16 protein-coding genes are annotated in these 16,185 nt (G+C 48.3%); 4 read left to right on the forward strand and 12 right to left on the reverse strand.

Features of this window, described 5'->3' with window-relative positions; all coding sequences use genetic code 11:
- Positions 1-10: 10 nt before the first annotated feature.
- Together P8J86_07250 and P8J86_07255 are read left to right on the forward strand one after the other, a co-directional pair.
- A complete protein-coding gene (locus tag P8J86_07250; GenBank protein MDG2054486.1) occupies positions 11-1,315 on the forward strand; it encodes an MFS transporter in 1,305 nt (434 codons plus the stop codon).
- A gap of 19 nt (positions 1,316-1,334) precedes the next feature.
- A complete protein-coding gene (locus P8J86_07255) occupies positions 1,335-1,913 on the forward strand; it encodes an HD domain-containing protein (protein MDG2054487.1) in 579 nt (192 codons plus the stop codon).
- Positions 1,914-1,935: 22 nt separating this feature from the next.
- On the opposite strand, the gene P8J86_07260 is transcribed toward P8J86_07255, so the two are convergent.
- From P8J86_07260 to gmd, 3 genes are read right to left on the reverse strand one after another with little or no spacing between them, the layout of a single operon-like run.
- Positions 1,936-2,691: a glycosyltransferase family 2 protein gene (locus P8J86_07260; protein ID MDG2054488.1), complete on the reverse strand. Its 756-nt coding sequence runs from the start codon at positions 2,689-2,691 to the stop codon at positions 1,936-1,938.
- Positions 2,692-2,714: 23 nt separating this feature from the next.
- Positions 2,715-3,659: a GDP-L-fucose synthase gene (locus P8J86_07265; protein MDG2054489.1), complete on the reverse strand. Its 945-nt coding sequence runs from the start codon at positions 3,657-3,659 to the stop codon at positions 2,715-2,717.
- A 38-nt stretch (positions 3,660-3,697) separates the two neighbouring features.
- Positions 3,698-4,999 (reverse strand): GDP-mannose 4,6-dehydratase, encoded by a 1,302-nt coding sequence (gene gmd / locus P8J86_07270; GenBank protein ID MDG2054490.1) that lies wholly within the window; start codon positions 4,997-4,999, stop codon positions 3,698-3,700.
- A 163-nt stretch (positions 5,000-5,162) separates the two neighbouring features.
- On the opposite strand from gmd, the gene P8J86_07275 reads away from it, so the two are divergent.
- Positions 5,163-6,311 carry a glycoside hydrolase family 18 protein gene (locus P8J86_07275; GenBank protein MDG2054491.1) on the forward strand — a complete coding sequence of 383 codons (1,149 nt, stop codon included), beginning with the start codon at positions 5,163-5,165 and terminating at the stop codon, positions 6,309-6,311.
- A gap of 14 nt (positions 6,312-6,325) precedes the next feature.
- Here P8J86_07275 and P8J86_07280 read toward each other — a convergent pair whose 3' ends face one another.
- From P8J86_07280 to murC, 8 genes are all read right to left on the reverse strand, one after another.
- On the reverse strand, positions 6,326-7,036 hold the full coding sequence (locus P8J86_07280; protein MDG2054492.1) for a metal-dependent hydrolase: 711 nt from the start codon (positions 7,034-7,036) through the stop codon (positions 6,326-6,328).
- Between the two features lie 55 nt (positions 7,037-7,091).
- Positions 7,092-7,841 (reverse strand): site-specific DNA-methyltransferase, encoded by a 750-nt coding sequence (locus tag P8J86_07285; protein ID MDG2054493.1) that lies wholly within the window; start codon positions 7,839-7,841, stop codon positions 7,092-7,094.
- 39 nt (positions 7,842-7,880) lie between these two features.
- The gene (locus P8J86_07290; protein MDG2054494.1) at positions 7,881-8,732 is read right to left on the reverse strand and encodes a hypothetical protein; all 852 of its coding nucleotides are present in this window, start codon (positions 8,730-8,732) and stop codon (positions 7,881-7,883) included.
- A 232-nt stretch (positions 8,733-8,964) separates the two neighbouring features.
- Positions 8,965-9,696: a hypothetical protein gene (locus P8J86_07295; GenBank protein MDG2054495.1), complete on the reverse strand. Its 732-nt coding sequence runs from the start codon at positions 9,694-9,696 to the stop codon at positions 8,965-8,967.
- A 54-nt stretch (positions 9,697-9,750) separates the two neighbouring features.
- The gene (locus P8J86_07300) at positions 9,751-10,614 is read right to left on the reverse strand and encodes a hypothetical protein (protein ID MDG2054496.1); all 864 of its coding nucleotides are present in this window, start codon (positions 10,612-10,614) and stop codon (positions 9,751-9,753) included.
- Positions 10,615-10,743: 129 nt separating this feature from the next.
- Complete coding sequence (locus P8J86_07305) at positions 10,744-11,685, reverse strand: D-alanine--D-alanine ligase (protein ID MDG2054497.1); 942 nt, start codon at positions 11,683-11,685, stop codon at positions 10,744-10,746.
- Entirely contained in the window at positions 11,682-12,632 is a 951-nt protein-coding gene (gene murB, locus P8J86_07310) for a UDP-N-acetylmuramate dehydrogenase (protein MDG2054498.1), read from the reverse strand. Before murB ends, P8J86_07305 begins: the two co-directional genes overlap by 4 nt.
- Positions 12,633-12,634: 2 nt before the next feature.
- Positions 12,635-14,113 (reverse strand): UDP-N-acetylmuramate--L-alanine ligase, encoded by a 1,479-nt coding sequence (murC, locus tag P8J86_07315; protein ID MDG2054499.1) that lies wholly within the window; start codon positions 14,111-14,113, stop codon positions 12,635-12,637.
- A gap of 111 nt (positions 14,114-14,224) precedes the next feature.
- Between murC and P8J86_07320 the strand changes: the two genes are divergently transcribed.
- Entirely contained in the window at positions 14,225-15,610 is a 1,386-nt protein-coding gene (locus P8J86_07320) for a sigma-54 dependent transcriptional regulator (GenBank protein ID MDG2054500.1), read from the forward strand.
- 24 nt (positions 15,611-15,634) lie between these two features.
- Here P8J86_07320 and P8J86_07325 read toward each other — a convergent pair whose 3' ends face one another.
- The gene (locus P8J86_07325) at positions 15,635-16,183 is read right to left on the reverse strand and encodes a prepilin-type N-terminal cleavage/methylation domain-containing protein (GenBank protein MDG2054501.1); all 549 of its coding nucleotides are present in this window, start codon (positions 16,181-16,183) and stop codon (positions 15,635-15,637) included.
- Between the last annotated feature and the right edge of the window lie 2 nt (positions 16,184-16,185).

Here is a 16,185-nt window from a genome sequence, read left to right on the forward strand (position 1 = left end):
GAACCACTTCATGGGTAATCAGAACAAGCGTTGGAATGAGGCGCTTGAACATGGTCCGGGGCACCACTTAAAGTGGTTGTTCTGGGCCATTCCAACCTTCTTTTTCTTTTTTGAGTTCTTTATTCGCGTGGCGCCTGGTGTTATTAATCAGGACCTGCAGAAGGAATTTGATATCACCCCTGGTGATGTTGGTTGGATGTTGGCTATCTACTATTACGCCTATGCGCCTCTCCAACTCTTTGTTGGTGTAATGATTGACAGATTTGGGCCTCGTGGATTTCTTGCTGGTGCCAGTCTGTTTTGTGGTATTGGGCTTGTTGTCTTTGGAATTGCTTCGACTCTATTCATGTTGAGTATGGGCCGGGCATTAATGGGTGGTGGATCGGCGTTTGCATATGTCGGTGCGGTTTGCGTCGCATCAATGTGGTTTCGACCACATCATTTGGGGTACATCATTGGGCTCACTGCGATGGTGGGCGTATCAGGCGCGATTGTGGCTCAGTACGCATTGCCAGGTCTGTTTGGTTTATTCTCATGGCAGATAATTATGTTTGCGTTGGCATTAATTGCAGTCATTACGGCTGTTTTATTGTGGTACTTCGTCCCTGATCGCCCTCATTTCTTGCTTGAGCAGCAAGCCCATAGTGAGAAGCCGACTCACTTTCTTTCCGGGCTCAAAACAGTTCTTCGTAACCCGCAGACATGGTTGTTGAGTATTACCAATGCGCTGGTGTATCTGCCTTTGGCTACGATTGGCGCTACCTGGGGCGTACGTGAGCTCACAACAGTTATGGATCAGCCAAGCACAGTTATTGGGCCAGTCATTGCCACTCTTTATGTTGGGTTCTGCCTTGGGTGTCCCTTGCTCGGGTATTTATCCGATCGAATGCACAACCGTAAGATTTTTATTGTCTTAGGTGCTTTTCTGTCAACAATTCTTGCATTCATATATCCATTTCTTGGTCCCGGATCCTATCCATTTTTGTTTGCATACTTTCTCGTGTGGGGGATCGTGATTAGTACGTTCGTGATCAGCTTTACATCTTGTTTAGAACTTAATGAGAGGCATATGGGTGGTTCAGCTGTCGCCTTTGTGAATTTCGTGGCAATGATTGTGGCCGCCTGCTTTATCTGGTGTTTTGGAATCATTGTCGACTGGGAAGCGATGCGCGAACATCAGTCACTAAATGAGCTTCCTGCTGATTTTAGATTTGGACTTATTGTCATGGCGTTTGTTATGCTTCCCGCGCCCATTTTGTCTTTATTCATTCGCGAATCGCATGCACATCGTGTTTGTAAAGTAGCGGCGACCTAAAGAAGAGTGGAGAGCTACGATGATTTCAGTTGCTGAAGCACGAGCACTGATGGAGCAGTGGGTTGAGAATCCTGCTCTTCGAGTTCATATGGAGTCAGTGGCCTGCTGTATGCAGTCATATGCGACGGAGTCTTCTCCAGATGATGTGGATCGTTGGATTATTGCTGGCCTCCTACATGACTTTGATTATGAAAAGCATCCGACACCAGAAGAACATCCATTTGTCGGCGTCGCGTACCTAAAAGAACGTGGCGATGTTGATGAGGAGATTATTGAAGCAATTTTAGGGCACGCCGATTACAGCGGTGTTGCTCGTGTGACACCTATGGCAAAGACTCTCTTTGCAGTTGATGAGCTAGCCGGTTTTATTGTCGCCTGTTGTAAAGTTCGTCCAAATGGAATCAGCGATCTAACAACGAGGTCAGTTAAGAAGAAACTAAAAGATGCCCGTTTTGCAGCAGCAGTAAGTCGTGAAGACATCCAGGAAGGTATTTTAGAACTTGAGGTCGATGCCACATCCCATATGCAGTCTTGTATCGATGCACTTCGAGCGGAAAGTGATCGCTTGGGATTAAGCCCGAATGAGGGATGCTCTTGAACCGATGGAGTTTATTGCGAGTTTATCCCTTGCGAAAGAACTGAGGGACCTTTGATAAGTTCTTTCCGGGCAGTGCCAAGAGTCTTGGAACACCATTGTTTTTCATTGCTCTGCAATCTTCGCGAGATTTTTGAAGAATGTTCTTGATACTGCGATTGCTGGCTCCGCCGAGGCGCATTTTTACCAGTACATTTGGGATGTAAGCTACTGAGACGCGGTGCTTCCAGAGATATCGCAAAAGCGAATCATAGTCGGCCGCAATCTTGAATTGAAGATCAAAACTACCTAGTTCACGGTAGCGTTCTGTTTTCATGTAGAAGGTCGGGTGAGGTGGCATCCAACCGTATCGCATTTTCTTGCGTTGAAACGGATTGCTTTTCCAGTGGCGAATGAGCTTTTCTTGATTGTCTTTGGATACATAGTCCAGATCGCCGTAGATCGCATCTACATTATTTGTAGTGAAGGCATCAGCAATTTGACGCAGCGCATCTTTGTGTGCGTAGATGTCGTCTGAATGAAGAAAGCCAACAACATCTCCACTCGCATTGGCAATGCCTTTGTTTAATGCGTCATAGATTCCCTTGTCAGGTTCGCTAATAATTCGATCGACATGCCCGCCGTCACGTTGGACGATATCGAGAGTGTTATCAGTGGAGGCGCCATCAATCACTAGATATTCAATATTCTCATAGCTTTGGCTTTGGACGGAACGGAGCGTATCCGCCACAGTCTTTTCGCTGTTCCAAGTGGCAGTAATGATGCTTATCTTAATAGTCACGCTATTGAGTTCTTTGCCGGTATCTAAGCACGGTATTGATCTTGGTTCTCTAAGAACCACTGGTAACTCTGTCGAAGGCCGGCCTCTAAGGAAATGGAGTGTTCCCAGCCAAGAGCCTTGAGGCGTGATGAGTCCATGAGCTTGCGTGGTGTTCCATCGGGCTTACTTGTGTCGAATGAAATAGTCCCAGGATATTCCACCACTCGTGCAATCGTTTCCACCAGCTCACGAATAGAACAATCTTGCCCAGTACCTACATTAATATGGCTTAACATTGGCTGTGTATGAGCTTGATATTGATCGTCGCCAAGATTCATAATGTGGATACAGGCGGCGGCCATATCGTCCACATGCAAAAATTCACGCATGGGTTTTCCTGATCCCCATGCAACGACTTCATCTAATTTATTGACTTTTGCCTCGTGAAATCTGCGAAGAAGCGCAGGAATAACATGAGCATTCTCTGGATGAAAATTGTCATTGGGGCCATAGAGATTGGTAGGCATTGCGGAGCGATAGTTTCGTCCGTATTGCCGATTATAAGATTCACATAGTTTGATACCAGCAATCTTTGCAACGGCATAAGGCTCATTCGTCGGCTCTAAGATCCCTTGCAGCAGTGACTCTTCTCTCATGGGCTGGTCTGCAAACTTTGGATAGATACAAGATGAGCCTAAGAAAAGAAGGTCATTTACATGATTCTCGTGTGCAAAATTAATGATGTTGCATTCAATGACGAGGTTGTCATAAATAAACTGGGCCGGGTAAGTATTGTTGGCGTGGATGCCGCCAACCTTGGCGGCGGCAAGATAGACCTGATCAATTGTTTCGCTGTGAAAAAACTCTTTGACAGCATCTTGATTGAGTAGATCGAGCTGTTTTCGATCACGAGTTATGACTTCGACACGATCGTCGTTTGCCAGTTGCCGGACGATGGCTGAGCCAACCATTCCCTTGTGACCGGCCACAAAAACTCTTTTTGGATTACTGATGTTAAACCCTCTTCTCATTCACTGGCAATATTGATCTGGTGTCCATGGGCTTTGAGTAGAGCATGTTGTTTTGCTTTGTCCAGATCTACAGCGACCATTTCGGCACACATTTCTTGGACGGTGATTTCTGGTTCCCAACCAAGTCTCTCTCTGGCCTTAGTCGGGTCGCCCAAAAGCGTCTCAACTTCAGTGGGCCGGAAATACTTGGGATCTACGCGAACGATAATGTCGCCAACCTTGATGCCAGGTGCATGATTACCAGAAAGAGCGGCAACAGTTCCAATTTCATTTGTGCCTTCGCCAGTGAATTCCAGTTCAATGCCCAGCTCTTGTGCGGTCATTCGCACAAAGTCCCGTACAGAAATTTGTTTTCCGGTTGCAATCACAAAATCTTCAGGCTTGTCCTGTTGAAGCATCATCCATTGCATGCGTACATAATCTTTGGCGTGGCCCCAATCCCTTAATGCAGCAATATTTCCGAGGTAAAGGCAATGATCTAATCCTTGCGCAATATTAGCGAGGCCACGAGTAATTTTTCGGGTTACAAAGGTCTCGCCTCGGCGTGGCGATTCATGATTAAACAGAATGCCATTGCAGGCGTAGATGCCATAGGCTTCACGATAGTTGATCGTGATCCAGTAGGCGTAGAGCTTTGCAACGCCGTATGGTGATCGGGGGTAAAACGGTGTTGTTTCTTTTTGGGGTGTTTCTAAGACTTTTCCGAAAAGCTCAGACGTAGATGCTTGGTAGTAGCGTGTCTTTTTTTCCAAGCCCAAGAAACGTATTGCTTCAAGAAGTCTTAGAGAGCCTAAGGCATCTACGTCAGAGGTGTACTCTGGTGATTCAAAAGAAACGGCGACATGTGATTGTGCGCCCAAATTGTAGACTTCGTCAGGTTGTACTTCGCTCATGATGCGATTCAGATTCGATGCATCAGTGAGATCGCCATAGTGGAGAAAAAAAGTGGGTGAGGCTTCGTGGCGATCTTGGTAAATGTGATCAACGCGTTCTGTGTTAAAACTCGATGAACGGCGCTTAATGCCATGAACCTCGTAATCTTTTTCGAGAAGAAACTCTGCGAGGTATGAGCCATCTTGGCCAGTAATACCTGTTATTAGCGCTACTTTTCTTTGCATTTTTAGTCTTTGTGATTGGTCTATTTTGATGAAGAGAATCGTGGTGTCTATTTCTTGAATGCAGCTGTGTGACTTGCTGCCGTATCTAAACTTGCCCGCTTCAAGCCCAGATAGTTCACACAACACAAAAGATCTTGGATGCGATTGCTGGGAACTGAGCCGTTGGAATAAGACTAGCATAACTGGCAAGGCCCCTAATACGGAAGGCCTTCAGACTCCATTTGTGTCCAAGAATGAGGGCCCCCTATGAAAGGCGTGAAAATGAGCTCAAGAAAAGCTAACCTGAGCGTAAGATCAGCGGAAGGTTGAGCTGCCAGGGGCGGTGAGAATGAGGTTTGGTTGAATGAGACAGATCTGGTTCAAATTAGCATTTGCGTCAATGCTAGTCGCACCTCTCATGCAGTGCAGTGATCAGTCGGCTGCTCCCAACGATGAACATCAAGAATCGAGTACAGCTGAATGGAAGCCACGGATCATTCAGGGATTCTATCCATACTATGCACAGGTAGAATTTCCGCCAAATGCAAATGACTTCCATGGTTTCACCCATATTGGCAACGCTTTTATAGGCGCAACTGCGCAAGGCAAGTTGAAAATTCCAGAGGGCTTCGAGAGTGCGCACCTTGTTAAGGCTGCCCGAGATGCTGGAGCAAAGCCCCTGATTGCAATAGGGGGCGGTGGACAAACGAGGCAGACGGTTGAATTTGCAGCGATGGCTGGCAAAGCAGAGGCACGAGCAGAATTCATCGCTCAATTAAGACACTTTATATCTCGCTATGGTTATCAAGGTGTACAGATTGATTGGGAGTTCCCAGTGGGTCGGTCGGGGCGTCGAGATCTTGTGCTCTTGATGACAGACCTGCGCAAGGGGCTTGGGCCAAAAATTCAAATTGATCTTCTGCTGCCTGGAATGATCTCATCTGCCTCATGGCTTGATCTGGACAAAGTTGATTCCAGCGTTGATTACTACTATCTCATGATGTACGACTTTCATGGCCCTTGGAGCCAGTTGAGCGGTAGTAATGCTCCACTGAGTGCTGGGCCTTGTGATGGTGTTGCAAATATTACGAGCCAGATAAAAGCGTTTATTGACAAAGGGATGTCGCGACAGAAGATTGTTATTGGATTGCCATTTTATGGAGTAGGTTTCGATACGAATGGTCTTTGTAAGCCGTTCAAAAAGAGTAGTCATAAGACCTATCGAGAGCTGGCTAGTCTCTCTGATTCGGTGTGGGAACAACAATGGCAGCCTCAAGAGCAAGTCCCATATATGACCAAAAGAGATGGAACATTCTTATGGTCATTTGATAATCAAAAATCTCTCTCCTTAAAAGTAGAGGCGGTCCGTCAATTTGATCTTGCAGGTGTGTTCATCTGGGAACTGACACAGGACATCGCTGATGGAGAACATCTACTGCTTCCAGGAATACTGGAATCACTGGGTGTAAAAGACCAACGAACCAACTTGGCAACAGCGAGCGGGCAGCACTAAACCGTGGGATGTGTTTAGGCAATCAAAGCGGGATCAATATCCCAAACCTCACCAGGCTTCATACGTTGGGTATGGACACCATTGGGTGCGAAATCATTTGGGTCCTGCTCAATCGGCGGCCATGTGTTGTAGTGAATTGGAACAGCGCACTTTGGCTTGATCAGATCAACCGCTCGCATCGCGAGGGCTGGATCCATTGTAAAACGACCACCAATTGGTACGAGTGCAATCTCTGGTTGGTAGATGTCGTGAAGTAGTGCCATATCTCCGAAGACATCAGTGTCACCACAGTGGTAGATCGTAACTCCATCAATGTTAATCATTAGTCCATTGGGCATGCCCATGTACACGGCTTCATTTGGGCCTGCGGACAATCCAGCGTAACTTGATGAATGAAATGCCTGGGTGAATGCGACCCAGCCAAAGTCGGTCTGAATGCGGCCTCCTGTATTGGCAGGTTCAACCTTTTGGACGCCCTTTGACTCCATGAAAGAGGCAATTTCAAAAGTGGCAATAATGCATGCGTCGTTCGCTTTGGCCAGTTCGACTGAATCGCCGATGTGATCGAAGTGCCCATGTGTGATCCCGATGTACTGACATTTGACATCCTCAGGTTTCATCGTGGCGACTGGATTGTCAGTCAGAAAAGGATCAATCGCGATCGTATGTTTTCCATTGCTAATTAAAAATGCGGAGTGTCCAAGAAAAGTAAGTGATATGGCCATTGGTGCAGAGCTCCTCATTAGGATTTACGTTCTGAACTTAGCATAGTAACGGCTCTCAGATTTGCATCGAGCCACTGGAGGCAATGGCCTCAATTCGCATCTGGGCGATCTTAATGGCCTGGGCATTTCGATCAAACCCTTGTCCCTTGCGCTGGCATTTGAGAGCTGCAACCACGGTTGTTCCACTGCCACAGAATGGATCAATAACCAATCCTCTCGGTGGACTGCATGCAGTGATTAGGAGTTCCAAGAGAGCAATAGGCTTCTGGGTAGGGTACCCAACTCGTTCATGCGACATGTTATTGATTGCGGGAATGCTGATGACGTCTGTTGCCTTCTTGAGTTTGCCTCGTAAGCGGTTACTTGTGGCGGGTACCAAAGGTGGCTCAAAGTAATAGTCCTGGGTTTTTCCATAGAACAGAATGTCATCATGCTTTCTTGAAAAACGGCGTGGTGAAGAACCACCTAGTCCATATGCCCAAATCAAATGATTAACGAACTGATTACTGCCAAATAGTTCGTCAAGCATCAATCGAAAGTGATGACAGGTGCGCCAATCACAGTGGATAAGAACAGAACCAGTTGACTTGAGTACACGATGAATATGTTCCAGGCGTGGTCGCATGAAAGCCGTGTAGTCATTTAAGTCAGCCCAGGAATCAGAGTATGAGCCTTCAGATGCAATGTGTTGGCGGCCGGTCATGAAGGGGGGATCTAGGTAAACGAGATCGCAGCAAGCCGTGGGTAGCTTTGCAAGCCCATCCAGGCAGTCAATGTGTTGAACATGAGCGGCAGCGTGCTTCACTGGCGTGATTGTACGATGATCACAGAGTTGTATGGTTTTTTAGGCTCGACGACGACGGCGCTGGCGCGTGAGGCCAGCAACGACGAAAAGACTCAGAGCACCAGGAGCTGGTATGAGATAGGTGACCATATAACCAAAGGCATATTGTCCCGAGACACTTGCCGAAGCTTCGGCCATCACCTCTAAATCACTGCCTGTCCATGAGAGAAACTGCATGGGCATTGGTGAGGAAAGCTCGTTTTCCTCACTGGATTGCCAGTTCATGAAATTCATCACAGATTGGCCTGATTCGAAGTTATTAACAGCTAGGCCCGCGGCTCCCGAGCCAGTATCCCATTGCCAGTTCGTTGCGGCAACTGCAATTCCCCCTGCACCGAAGTCATCCATTTCCTGAGTCGAGATAAAGCCAGTGCCTTCTAATGAAGACGTGGCCCATGACAAGTTCGCCATAATTGTGCTGTCATCTTCGCTTTCGGGTTGATCGTACAGATTTACAAATGCCAATCCTTCACCAGTTCCGATCAGAATGTAGGTCAGCATATCGGCAGTAGAAATACCGTTTTGATTGACAAAATTGTGAATCGCAAGGAGGTCAGCTTGGTTAAAGACTGAACTGCCATCACTGAAGAGGTTATCAATCGGTGCGGCATGCATATCAAAGTTATTGCCGCTTGAAAAAACACGCGCAATATCGGCTTTGGCCGAGGTCGCCAGAGCAACCGCAGTGAAGACGCCACAAATAATGTTTGTTCTCAGCTTCATAGATTTAGGAACCCCTGTATGTTCCTTTTTGGCAAGTGAAAGTCCTTGGCCAGTAAGCAGATACGTAAATACTGCTGGCAGTGTTCCTTGTTCCAGCAGCAATATTTCAAACCATCTGGATAAGGCCACTGACTGCCTAATTAGGTCACACCCTTGATTTATCGCCATATTTTTAGGCCAACTATTGCCAGGAACCCGTTTTGACGGTGGAATTGGGCCTTTTGGGGGGGTTATTCAGACCCACCGCAGGTCATTTTCCTCCAAGCATCCAGAAATTTTCACCAGGGTTTTTGGGGCAGATGGGAATGATGGGATTGGCCCAGGGGCCTTATTAAGATCCCATATAGGCAGTTTTTGAGGTCTATTCGTCTCTTGATGTGCGGTTTCCAATCACATCATTAGGTGGTGCAAGTGGCGATTGATGACCAACCAAGCAGTATGCGATAGCGCATGTCCAGCTCAAAATAGTGGCGGCGGAAACGGAGCTCAACCAGATCCAAGGTTGGATGACGATTGGGCTCAGGGGTTGACCGGTAATCGATGCATGTGATGTGATTTGGCGAATCAACTCAAGGGGGCTGCTCGTTGTCCATATTGCTGGCGTGACCCCTTGGACAATTGCGATCAGTGCAAAGGCCAATGGCAAAATGATGATGATAAGAATCACAGTCATCGTCAGTAGTCGAATAGCGCGATTGTTGTAAGTCAATGCGAGTGTCAGGAAAGCACCGATCATCATGGTCCAAAGGCAAAGCAGTGCGTTTAGAATGATGACCGATCCTGTAGGCCATTTGATAACCGTACTAAGAGGCCAAAAAATTGCTTGCCATAAAACGAGCAAGACAAACATATCAAGCAGCATCTCTGGCACGACTTTATTGGGTGGTTTCTGGCTGAGACGTAAAAGGGGCCACCCAATAAAAAACCCCACACCAATTGAGAGCATGAGTAACTGCATATGAGACTGATAGCTAAATGATGCAGGTGCCAGCGGTGTTCGGATGCCAATCGTTAACAACCAAGAACAGATAATCCATCCACATGCGGGCAAAACAATGTCCCGAGGAACAATCGTGGAGGAGAGTTTGCGCATCGAATGATTATGGCCCTTGAGAACAGACAGGTAAGAGGATCTGGTTGATAGGTTCTACTCAGAAGTGTAGCGCAACATTACGTTTGGGCTCGTCACGTCGAGCGTCCCACCCTCACCACCATCGATTCGGCCGGTGCGATTGAATTGATGTTCTAGATAGGCAAGCTTTCGCTCAGAAAGTGCTTCGAGGGCACGCTCTTTGCCTGTGGGAGCGCCCCACACGATGCGCGTACCAGTGTTGGTGATCAAGACAATAGGTCGACCACGGTCGAAGCCAGTCATATCAATTCGAGCAATTTGTTTGCGCCAGTGACGCTGGTCAAGGAGACCCACTAATTCGATTGCAGCAATGACATCAGAACCTTCCCAGATGGATCCAACGGTTTCTGGACGCGGGAAAAGTACGCCTGTAATCGCAATGAAATGGAGGCCTTCTCCAGGTTGATAGAAAGATGGCAGGAGGGCACCTGTTGGGTCAACTAAGCGTGTTCCTTGCGCATCTTGGATCAATGCGTATGGCTCAAGGAAAACCGCATCAACCTCGACAACGCTTGTCTGAGTTCGACGTACTTGGCGGATTTCAGAGAAGCAGCCTGTTCCGATCAATATATTCCGAGCTTCTATCAGGCCATTTCGGTTGAGGCCATCGGACTGAACGCAAGTAGTGACAAGATCAGTGAGATACTTCTTGAGCGTTCCTCCATACCAGGTGGGAGCACCCGGGAATTGAACGGTCAAAGGAGCATTTTCTGCAGCAGCAGTTGCTCGCTGCGTGAGTGTCGGAAGGCTCACCCTGACGCCGATGATGACGCCAGCGATCAAAAGAACCCAAATGAGCATCAGGCACCACCGAGTCTGAGTCCAGGCGGGCAAACGATCGATAAGTCGGAAGCGGGATGTTTTAGTTGTTTTTGACATAACCTTCTCTTGACGACCTTTCATCGGCCGCTGCGGGAGGCTGTCATTGAGATTCTGTGCCAAGTGATCTGTAAATGGTCCGGGCGCTGTTTTTGGTCCTTCAGAGCTGGTTGTTGGGCCGGGTTGGCATCATTTTACGGATGTCCCAGTGCAATCATGGGATGGTTGCAGGTGGCTTCGTGAATATGCAGCCTCCACAAGCTCTATGCACAACTCGCTCATGGTGAGGCCTGCGGCAGCAGCGGCCTTTGGCACCAGAGAGTGGTCTGTGAATCCTGGCATGGTGTTTATTTCGAGAAACCATGTGCCCCGGTCATCAACCATGAAATCCACCCGAGCAATGTCGCGGCAGCCAAGGCGTTCAAAGACATCGATTGCACAGAGGCGACACCGCGTCTGCACTTCGGGCGTTAAATCTGGATTGATCACATAATTGGTGTCATTACGATTGTACTTGGCCTCATAATCATACGTTTTTGTGGCCGGAATAATCTCGATGAAGGGAAGCACACGGTCGTTGACAATACCGACCGTTATTTCACGACCTTCAATGTAAGCTTCGCACATGTAGTCGCCTGATTGGCCTTGTACTTTTGATAAAGCACTATCTAAGGCAGGTTTGTCGGGACAGATCATGACATCAATGCTTGAGCCTTCGTTAACTGGTTTAATCACAAGCGGCGGATCGAGTGGGCACGTTTGTTCTGGTCCAACACGTACAGCTGCGGGGGTCCAGAAACCGCCAGCGAGAGCCGCTTCTTTTGAAACCATTTTTTCCATCGCCATTCGCGCGGCAGTTGGTTCAGAACCAACGTATGGGCGGCCAAGTTCTTGTAGTAGTTCTTGTAAACCGCCACCCTCACCCCACGGTCCATGAAGTGCAGGAAAAATAACATCTCCCGGCATTTGACGAAGCGTCTCAATATCCACAAGATCGATGATTTTTGAATGCACCTTGAACGCTGGATTCGTTTCGAGGGCCTTGGTAATAGCTAATCCGGATTGAATACTGACAGCACGCTCTGCATCTGGTCCACCCATGAGCACGAGGACATGTAGCGCATCGCTCATTGTGCTGCACCGCCATCACGATGCCAGACCTTTATTTCTCGCTCAAGAACAATGCCAAATTTCTCCGCTACTGTACTTTGGACAAGTTCTAGTAACTTTTCCACATCAGTTGCGGTTGCCTCAGGTTTGGTGATGATGAAGTTGGCGTGCTGCGTGCTGATAAGTGCGCCGCCAATGCGTGCACCTTTAAGCCCAGCCTCATCAATCAACTGTCCAGCCGTGCCATAATTTCCTGATCTATCGGACGGGGGATTCTTAAACGTGCAGCCAGCTGAGTGATCAGAAAGTGGTTGAGTACTCTTCTTGAAAGCAAAGATTTCTTTAACTCGTTTGCGGACCTCAATCGGATCTGCTGCTTGCAGGCAAAATGTTGCAGCCAAGATGATAGGGTCTTTAATATTGCAGGACCGGTAGCCAAAGTCTATTTCACTTCGATCGTAGGTCCGTAGCTCGCCCTTATTTGTAAGGCAATCAACTCTCTGGAGCTGATCACTGATCGTGCCAAATGCACCGCCAGCATTCATTCGAATCGCACCGCCGACGGATGCTGGAATACCAGCCATTTGAGTCAGCCCATCAAGACCTCTTCGAGCTGCATCCATCAACGTTTTGGCCATGTCTGCTCCAGCCATTGCCAATAACAGTGTCTTATTTCCATCTGGACTAAAAGTCGTCTGCCGAAGTGCTGGTGCGTCGAGCTTGACCACGACACCATCAACACCTTCATCAGAGACAAGTAGATTGGCGCCTGCTCCCAGAATTCGAATGGGTGTTTCTGTTTGCCGACAGCGCCGAAATAGTGCTAATAGATCATCGATTGATTTTGGTGAGACAAGCACATCGGCTCGCCCGCCAATGCCATACCAGGTCATGGCGCCAACGTGCGCATCAGGAGTGGCGTCGACGTCTAGGTCACCAAAGAGGTTAGAAATGCCTGGTTCGATCAAAATTATGGTGCTTTCAGAAAGTCATGTGCGACTTGATCGACAGGTCCAGCGCCCATAATGACAACTAACTCGCCACCACGGGTCGTGGTAACTAGATATTCAACAATCGCGTCAAATGGATACAAGTGTTGTGCCTTAACGCCTCGGTCTCGCAAGCGATCGACTAAATCTCTGGCACTGATCTTATGGCGTTCTATTTCAGAGTCACGCACAAAATAAATCTCAGGCACAATGACCTCATCTGCCAGGGAAAAGCTCTGGGCAAAGTGGTCCAATAGGAATCGGGTTCTACTGTGCTGATGTGGCTGAAATACACAGATAAGTCGACTGGGGTTATGTACGTTACGGACAGCACGAAGTGTCTTCTCAATCTCCGTTGGATGATGCCCATAGTCGTCATAGATAATGACTTCGCCATCGTGCAAAGATCGCTTGCCAAGTAAATTTGTTCTGCGATCAAGGCCTTTAAAGTCACTCATGGCGTGAGCAGCTTCTTCCCAATCCGCCCCCAACTGATGTGCAAGAATCACCGCCGCAGAGGCATTGAGTGCGTTGTGTGCACCAGGCATTTGATTGGTCCATTGGCAAATCCACCTGCCGTTAGAAAGTAGACCGACTCGTTGGACAGAATTGTCATAAACCACTTGATAAGTGGCTTCAGGATTAAAACCAAAAGTCTCAACTTTACAACTGAGCCCTGGTGTCACCGTATTGCGATGTGCATCTTCATGGGCAATGAGTAATAGTCCACCTTGTTGAGCAGTAGGAATGAGCTGAGCAAAGCCTCGGAACGCTTCAACAATTGCTTCGAGTGAACCATAAATATCGAGATGATCTTCTTCGAGGTTATTAATTAAACCAATAGTTGGGCGATGATGGTGGAACGAGCGATTGAATTCACACGCTTCACACACCAAAATGTCGGCCTGATGTTTATTGGTTTGACCAACCCGACTTCCACCGCCAGTCTGTGGACATGTGGCTCCGATGATAAAGCTGGGATCTAAATCACAGGCGAGAAGGATATAGCAGAGCATGGCTGTGGTCGTGCTCTTGCCATGAGTGCCAGCAATGGAAACGCCCAGGCGACCGATTTGCACGCGGCCTAGCATTTCGGCATAGGTTGTTACAGGCGTGCCCAGATTATTGGCGGCCAAGACTGTTGGATGGTCTTCCGGAATGGCAGCAGAAATGACCACTTCATCAATTTTGGCCATCTCTGACATGCATGACGCGGGCAAGCTGGTATCGAAGGAGATTTCGATGCCACGATCTACTAATGCATCAGTTGTGGCTGAAGCGGCCCGATCGGAACCAGAGCATTTGGCCCCTAGCTGTGCCAGAAGCCCTGCAAGCCCACTCATTCCACAGCCTCCGATGCCTACAAAGTGGAGGTGACGGGACTGCAATGACTCGGCCTGCTGACGATCTGATGCTGCAGCATTGCTTGGTTCTACGGCTTCATGCGCGGTGGAGGGCATATAAGGCTTTCTATCGACCACCAGGCATGAGTCCTATGCAGAAAGGATCCAGACACCCTGGGTCAGCGGCAGACTTCCGCCCTGGTGGTGCTTCACTACAATAGCAGCCATATGAGCGAACAGCAGCTAAAACCCGTACTGAGTGTCCAGGTCTTGATTGTAGATGATGAGGTTGAACATGCTGAGGTCATGGCTGAAGCACTTCATCGGCCTGGCCATGTCTGCACGATCGTCAATGGGACTCAAGCCGCCACCGAAGAACTTGTTCATGGCAGTTTTGATGTCATCGTCACTGATCTCGTAATGGAGACAGAGACCTCTGGCTTGGATGTTCTACGCATTGCCCAAGAGCATCAAGAGGATGCTGAGACGATCGTGGTGACAGCACATGGAGATGTGGCAACTGCCAAGGCAGCTCTGCAAGGTGGCGCCTATGACTTCATAGAGAAGCCACTCGATCTGGAGGTCTTCCGAAATCTAGTTGATCGTGCTGCAGAAACAGTTGTGCTGCGTCACCAAAATGCATCGCTTCGAGGCCAAGTTGCCGCAGCGCATGGTTTCGAAGGCATCGTCGGAGAGTCGGCCGCTATTCGAAAGGTTATTGCTACGATCAAACAGGTCGCGCCCAGTAATCTACCCGTTCTTATTACTGGTGAGTCGGGCACGGGTAAAGAGCTTGTTGCTGCAGCGATTCACCGTCTCTCCAATCGCGCTGAAAAGAGATACGTGACTTTTAATGCGGCAGGGCAAAGTGAGACACTTCTTGAAGATCAGTTGTTTGGCCATATTCGAGGTTCCTTTACTGGGGCAGATCGAGATCGCGAGGGTGTCTTCGAGTATGCAGATGGTGGCACACTCTTCTTAGACGAAATCGGTGATATGCCCCTGACCATGCAGGCCAAGCTTCTGCGTGTGCTTGAGACTGGTGAAATCGTGCGTCTTGGCGAGAACGCTGCTCGAAATACTGACGTTCGATTTGTGAGCGCGACCAATCGGGATCTCAAGACGAGATCTTCAGAAGGCATCTTCCGAGAGGATCTCTATTTTCGAATTAAGGGTGCAGAAATACATGTGCCACCACTTCGTGAACGACGCGATGATATTCCGTCGCTCGCAAATCATGCGGCGTTGCGATACTCATCAGAGCTTGAAAGACCTGTGCCAATTTTCTCTGATCCAGCCATGTTACGGTTGGTGTCTTTCAGTTGGCCAGGTAATGTGCGGCAACTGATGAATGTTATTCAGCAAATGGTTGTGACCTGTCAGGGCGAACACATTGAGCTTCGTGATGTGCCTGATGATATCCGTCATCCAGACGATGATGATGAGCATCAATCCGTCGGAAGCCTTGCGGGCGTTGGTCTTGACAAACTAGAGAAAGAAGCGATTCGTCAGACCTTGGCGATGACTGCTGGGAATCGTGAGCGGGCAGCAGATATGCTCGGGATTGGTGAGCGCACGCTGTACCGTAAGCTGAAGGACTATGGTCTAAAGTAAGCTCTTGAGTTTCTCATGAGCGAGCTACGGTGATGTGACCCCGACAAGATCAGTAATCGAACCAGTCATTGGCGCGACATCGAGCTGTACCCAATCATTGCCACAATGAAGTGTAATGACAGACTCACTCATTGGAGGAAATACGGCGCCATTCATGTCGAAGCTAAGCCGACTATTAGGCAATGAGGCTGCGTCAATCGTCACTCCGTTTGCTGCTGCCAGCCGACCTTCACCTATGGTCATGAGGTACGCATCACTAGTACTGTTGAGAGAAATAGGTGTGTCTGGACTTGCTGCTGCTGCAATCCAATACTGCGTGCCTAGCTTATTAAATTGAATAACCATCGGATCAGATGGATTCGTCATTGTCATGATCTGTGTTAGTTCGATATCAGATCGTAGTACGGTTGCAGCTGATCGAGCTTGTAGTAGGTCGTCACCTTGGGTGGCAGGAATAATCATTGCAGCGATGGAAGAAATGATCGTGATCGTGACCATTAATTCAACGAGCGACATGCCTCTTCTTTTTAGTAAGGCGTGCGAGTTACAATTGTTTTTCAGTAATTGATGCATGG

Source organism: Phycisphaerales bacterium, from assembly GCA_029268515.1.
Classification (GTDB): domain Bacteria; phylum Planctomycetota; class Phycisphaerae; order Phycisphaerales; family SM1A02; genus JAQWNP01.

What these genes read in the sequence shown, in the direction of transcription:
- P8J86_07300 (MDG2054496.1), bottom strand. Translation starts at nt 10,614, where the DNA reads ATGTCAAAAACAACTAAAACATCCCGCTTCCGACTTATCGATCGTTTG.
- P8J86_07255 (MDG2054487.1), top strand. Translation starts at nt 1,335, where the DNA reads ATGATTTCAGTTGCTGAAGCACGAGCACTGATGGAGCAGTGGGTTGAG.
- P8J86_07320 (MDG2054500.1), top strand. Translation starts at nt 14,225, where the DNA reads ATGAGCGAACAGCAGCTAAAACCCGTACTGAGTGTCCAGGTCTTGATT.
- P8J86_07325 (MDG2054501.1), bottom strand. Translation starts at nt 16,183, where the DNA reads ATGCATCAATTACTGAAAAACAATTGTAACTCGCACGCCTTACTAAAA.
- P8J86_07275 (MDG2054491.1), top strand. Translation starts at nt 5,163, where the DNA reads ATGAGACAGATCTGGTTCAAATTAGCATTTGCGTCAATGCTAGTCGCA.
- murC (MDG2054499.1), bottom strand. Translation starts at nt 14,113, where the DNA reads ATGCCCTCCACCGCGCATGAAGCCGTAGAACCAAGCAATGCTGCAGCA.
- gmd (MDG2054490.1), bottom strand. Translation starts at nt 4,999, where the DNA reads ATGCTAGTCTTATTCCAACGGCTCAGTTCCCAGCAATCGCATCCAAGA.
- P8J86_07250 (MDG2054486.1), top strand. Translation starts at nt 11, where the DNA reads ATGGGTAATCAGAACAAGCGTTGGAATGAGGCGCTTGAACATGGTCCG.
- P8J86_07280 (MDG2054492.1), bottom strand. Translation starts at nt 7,036, where the DNA reads ATGGCCATATCACTTACTTTTCTTGGACACTCCGCATTTTTAATTAGC.
- P8J86_07295 (MDG2054495.1), bottom strand. Translation starts at nt 9,696, where the DNA reads ATGCGCAAACTCTCCTCCACGATTGTTCCTCGGGACATTGTTTTGCCC.
- P8J86_07305 (MDG2054497.1), bottom strand. Translation starts at nt 11,685, where the DNA reads ATGAGCGATGCGCTACATGTCCTCGTGCTCATGGGTGGACCAGATGCA.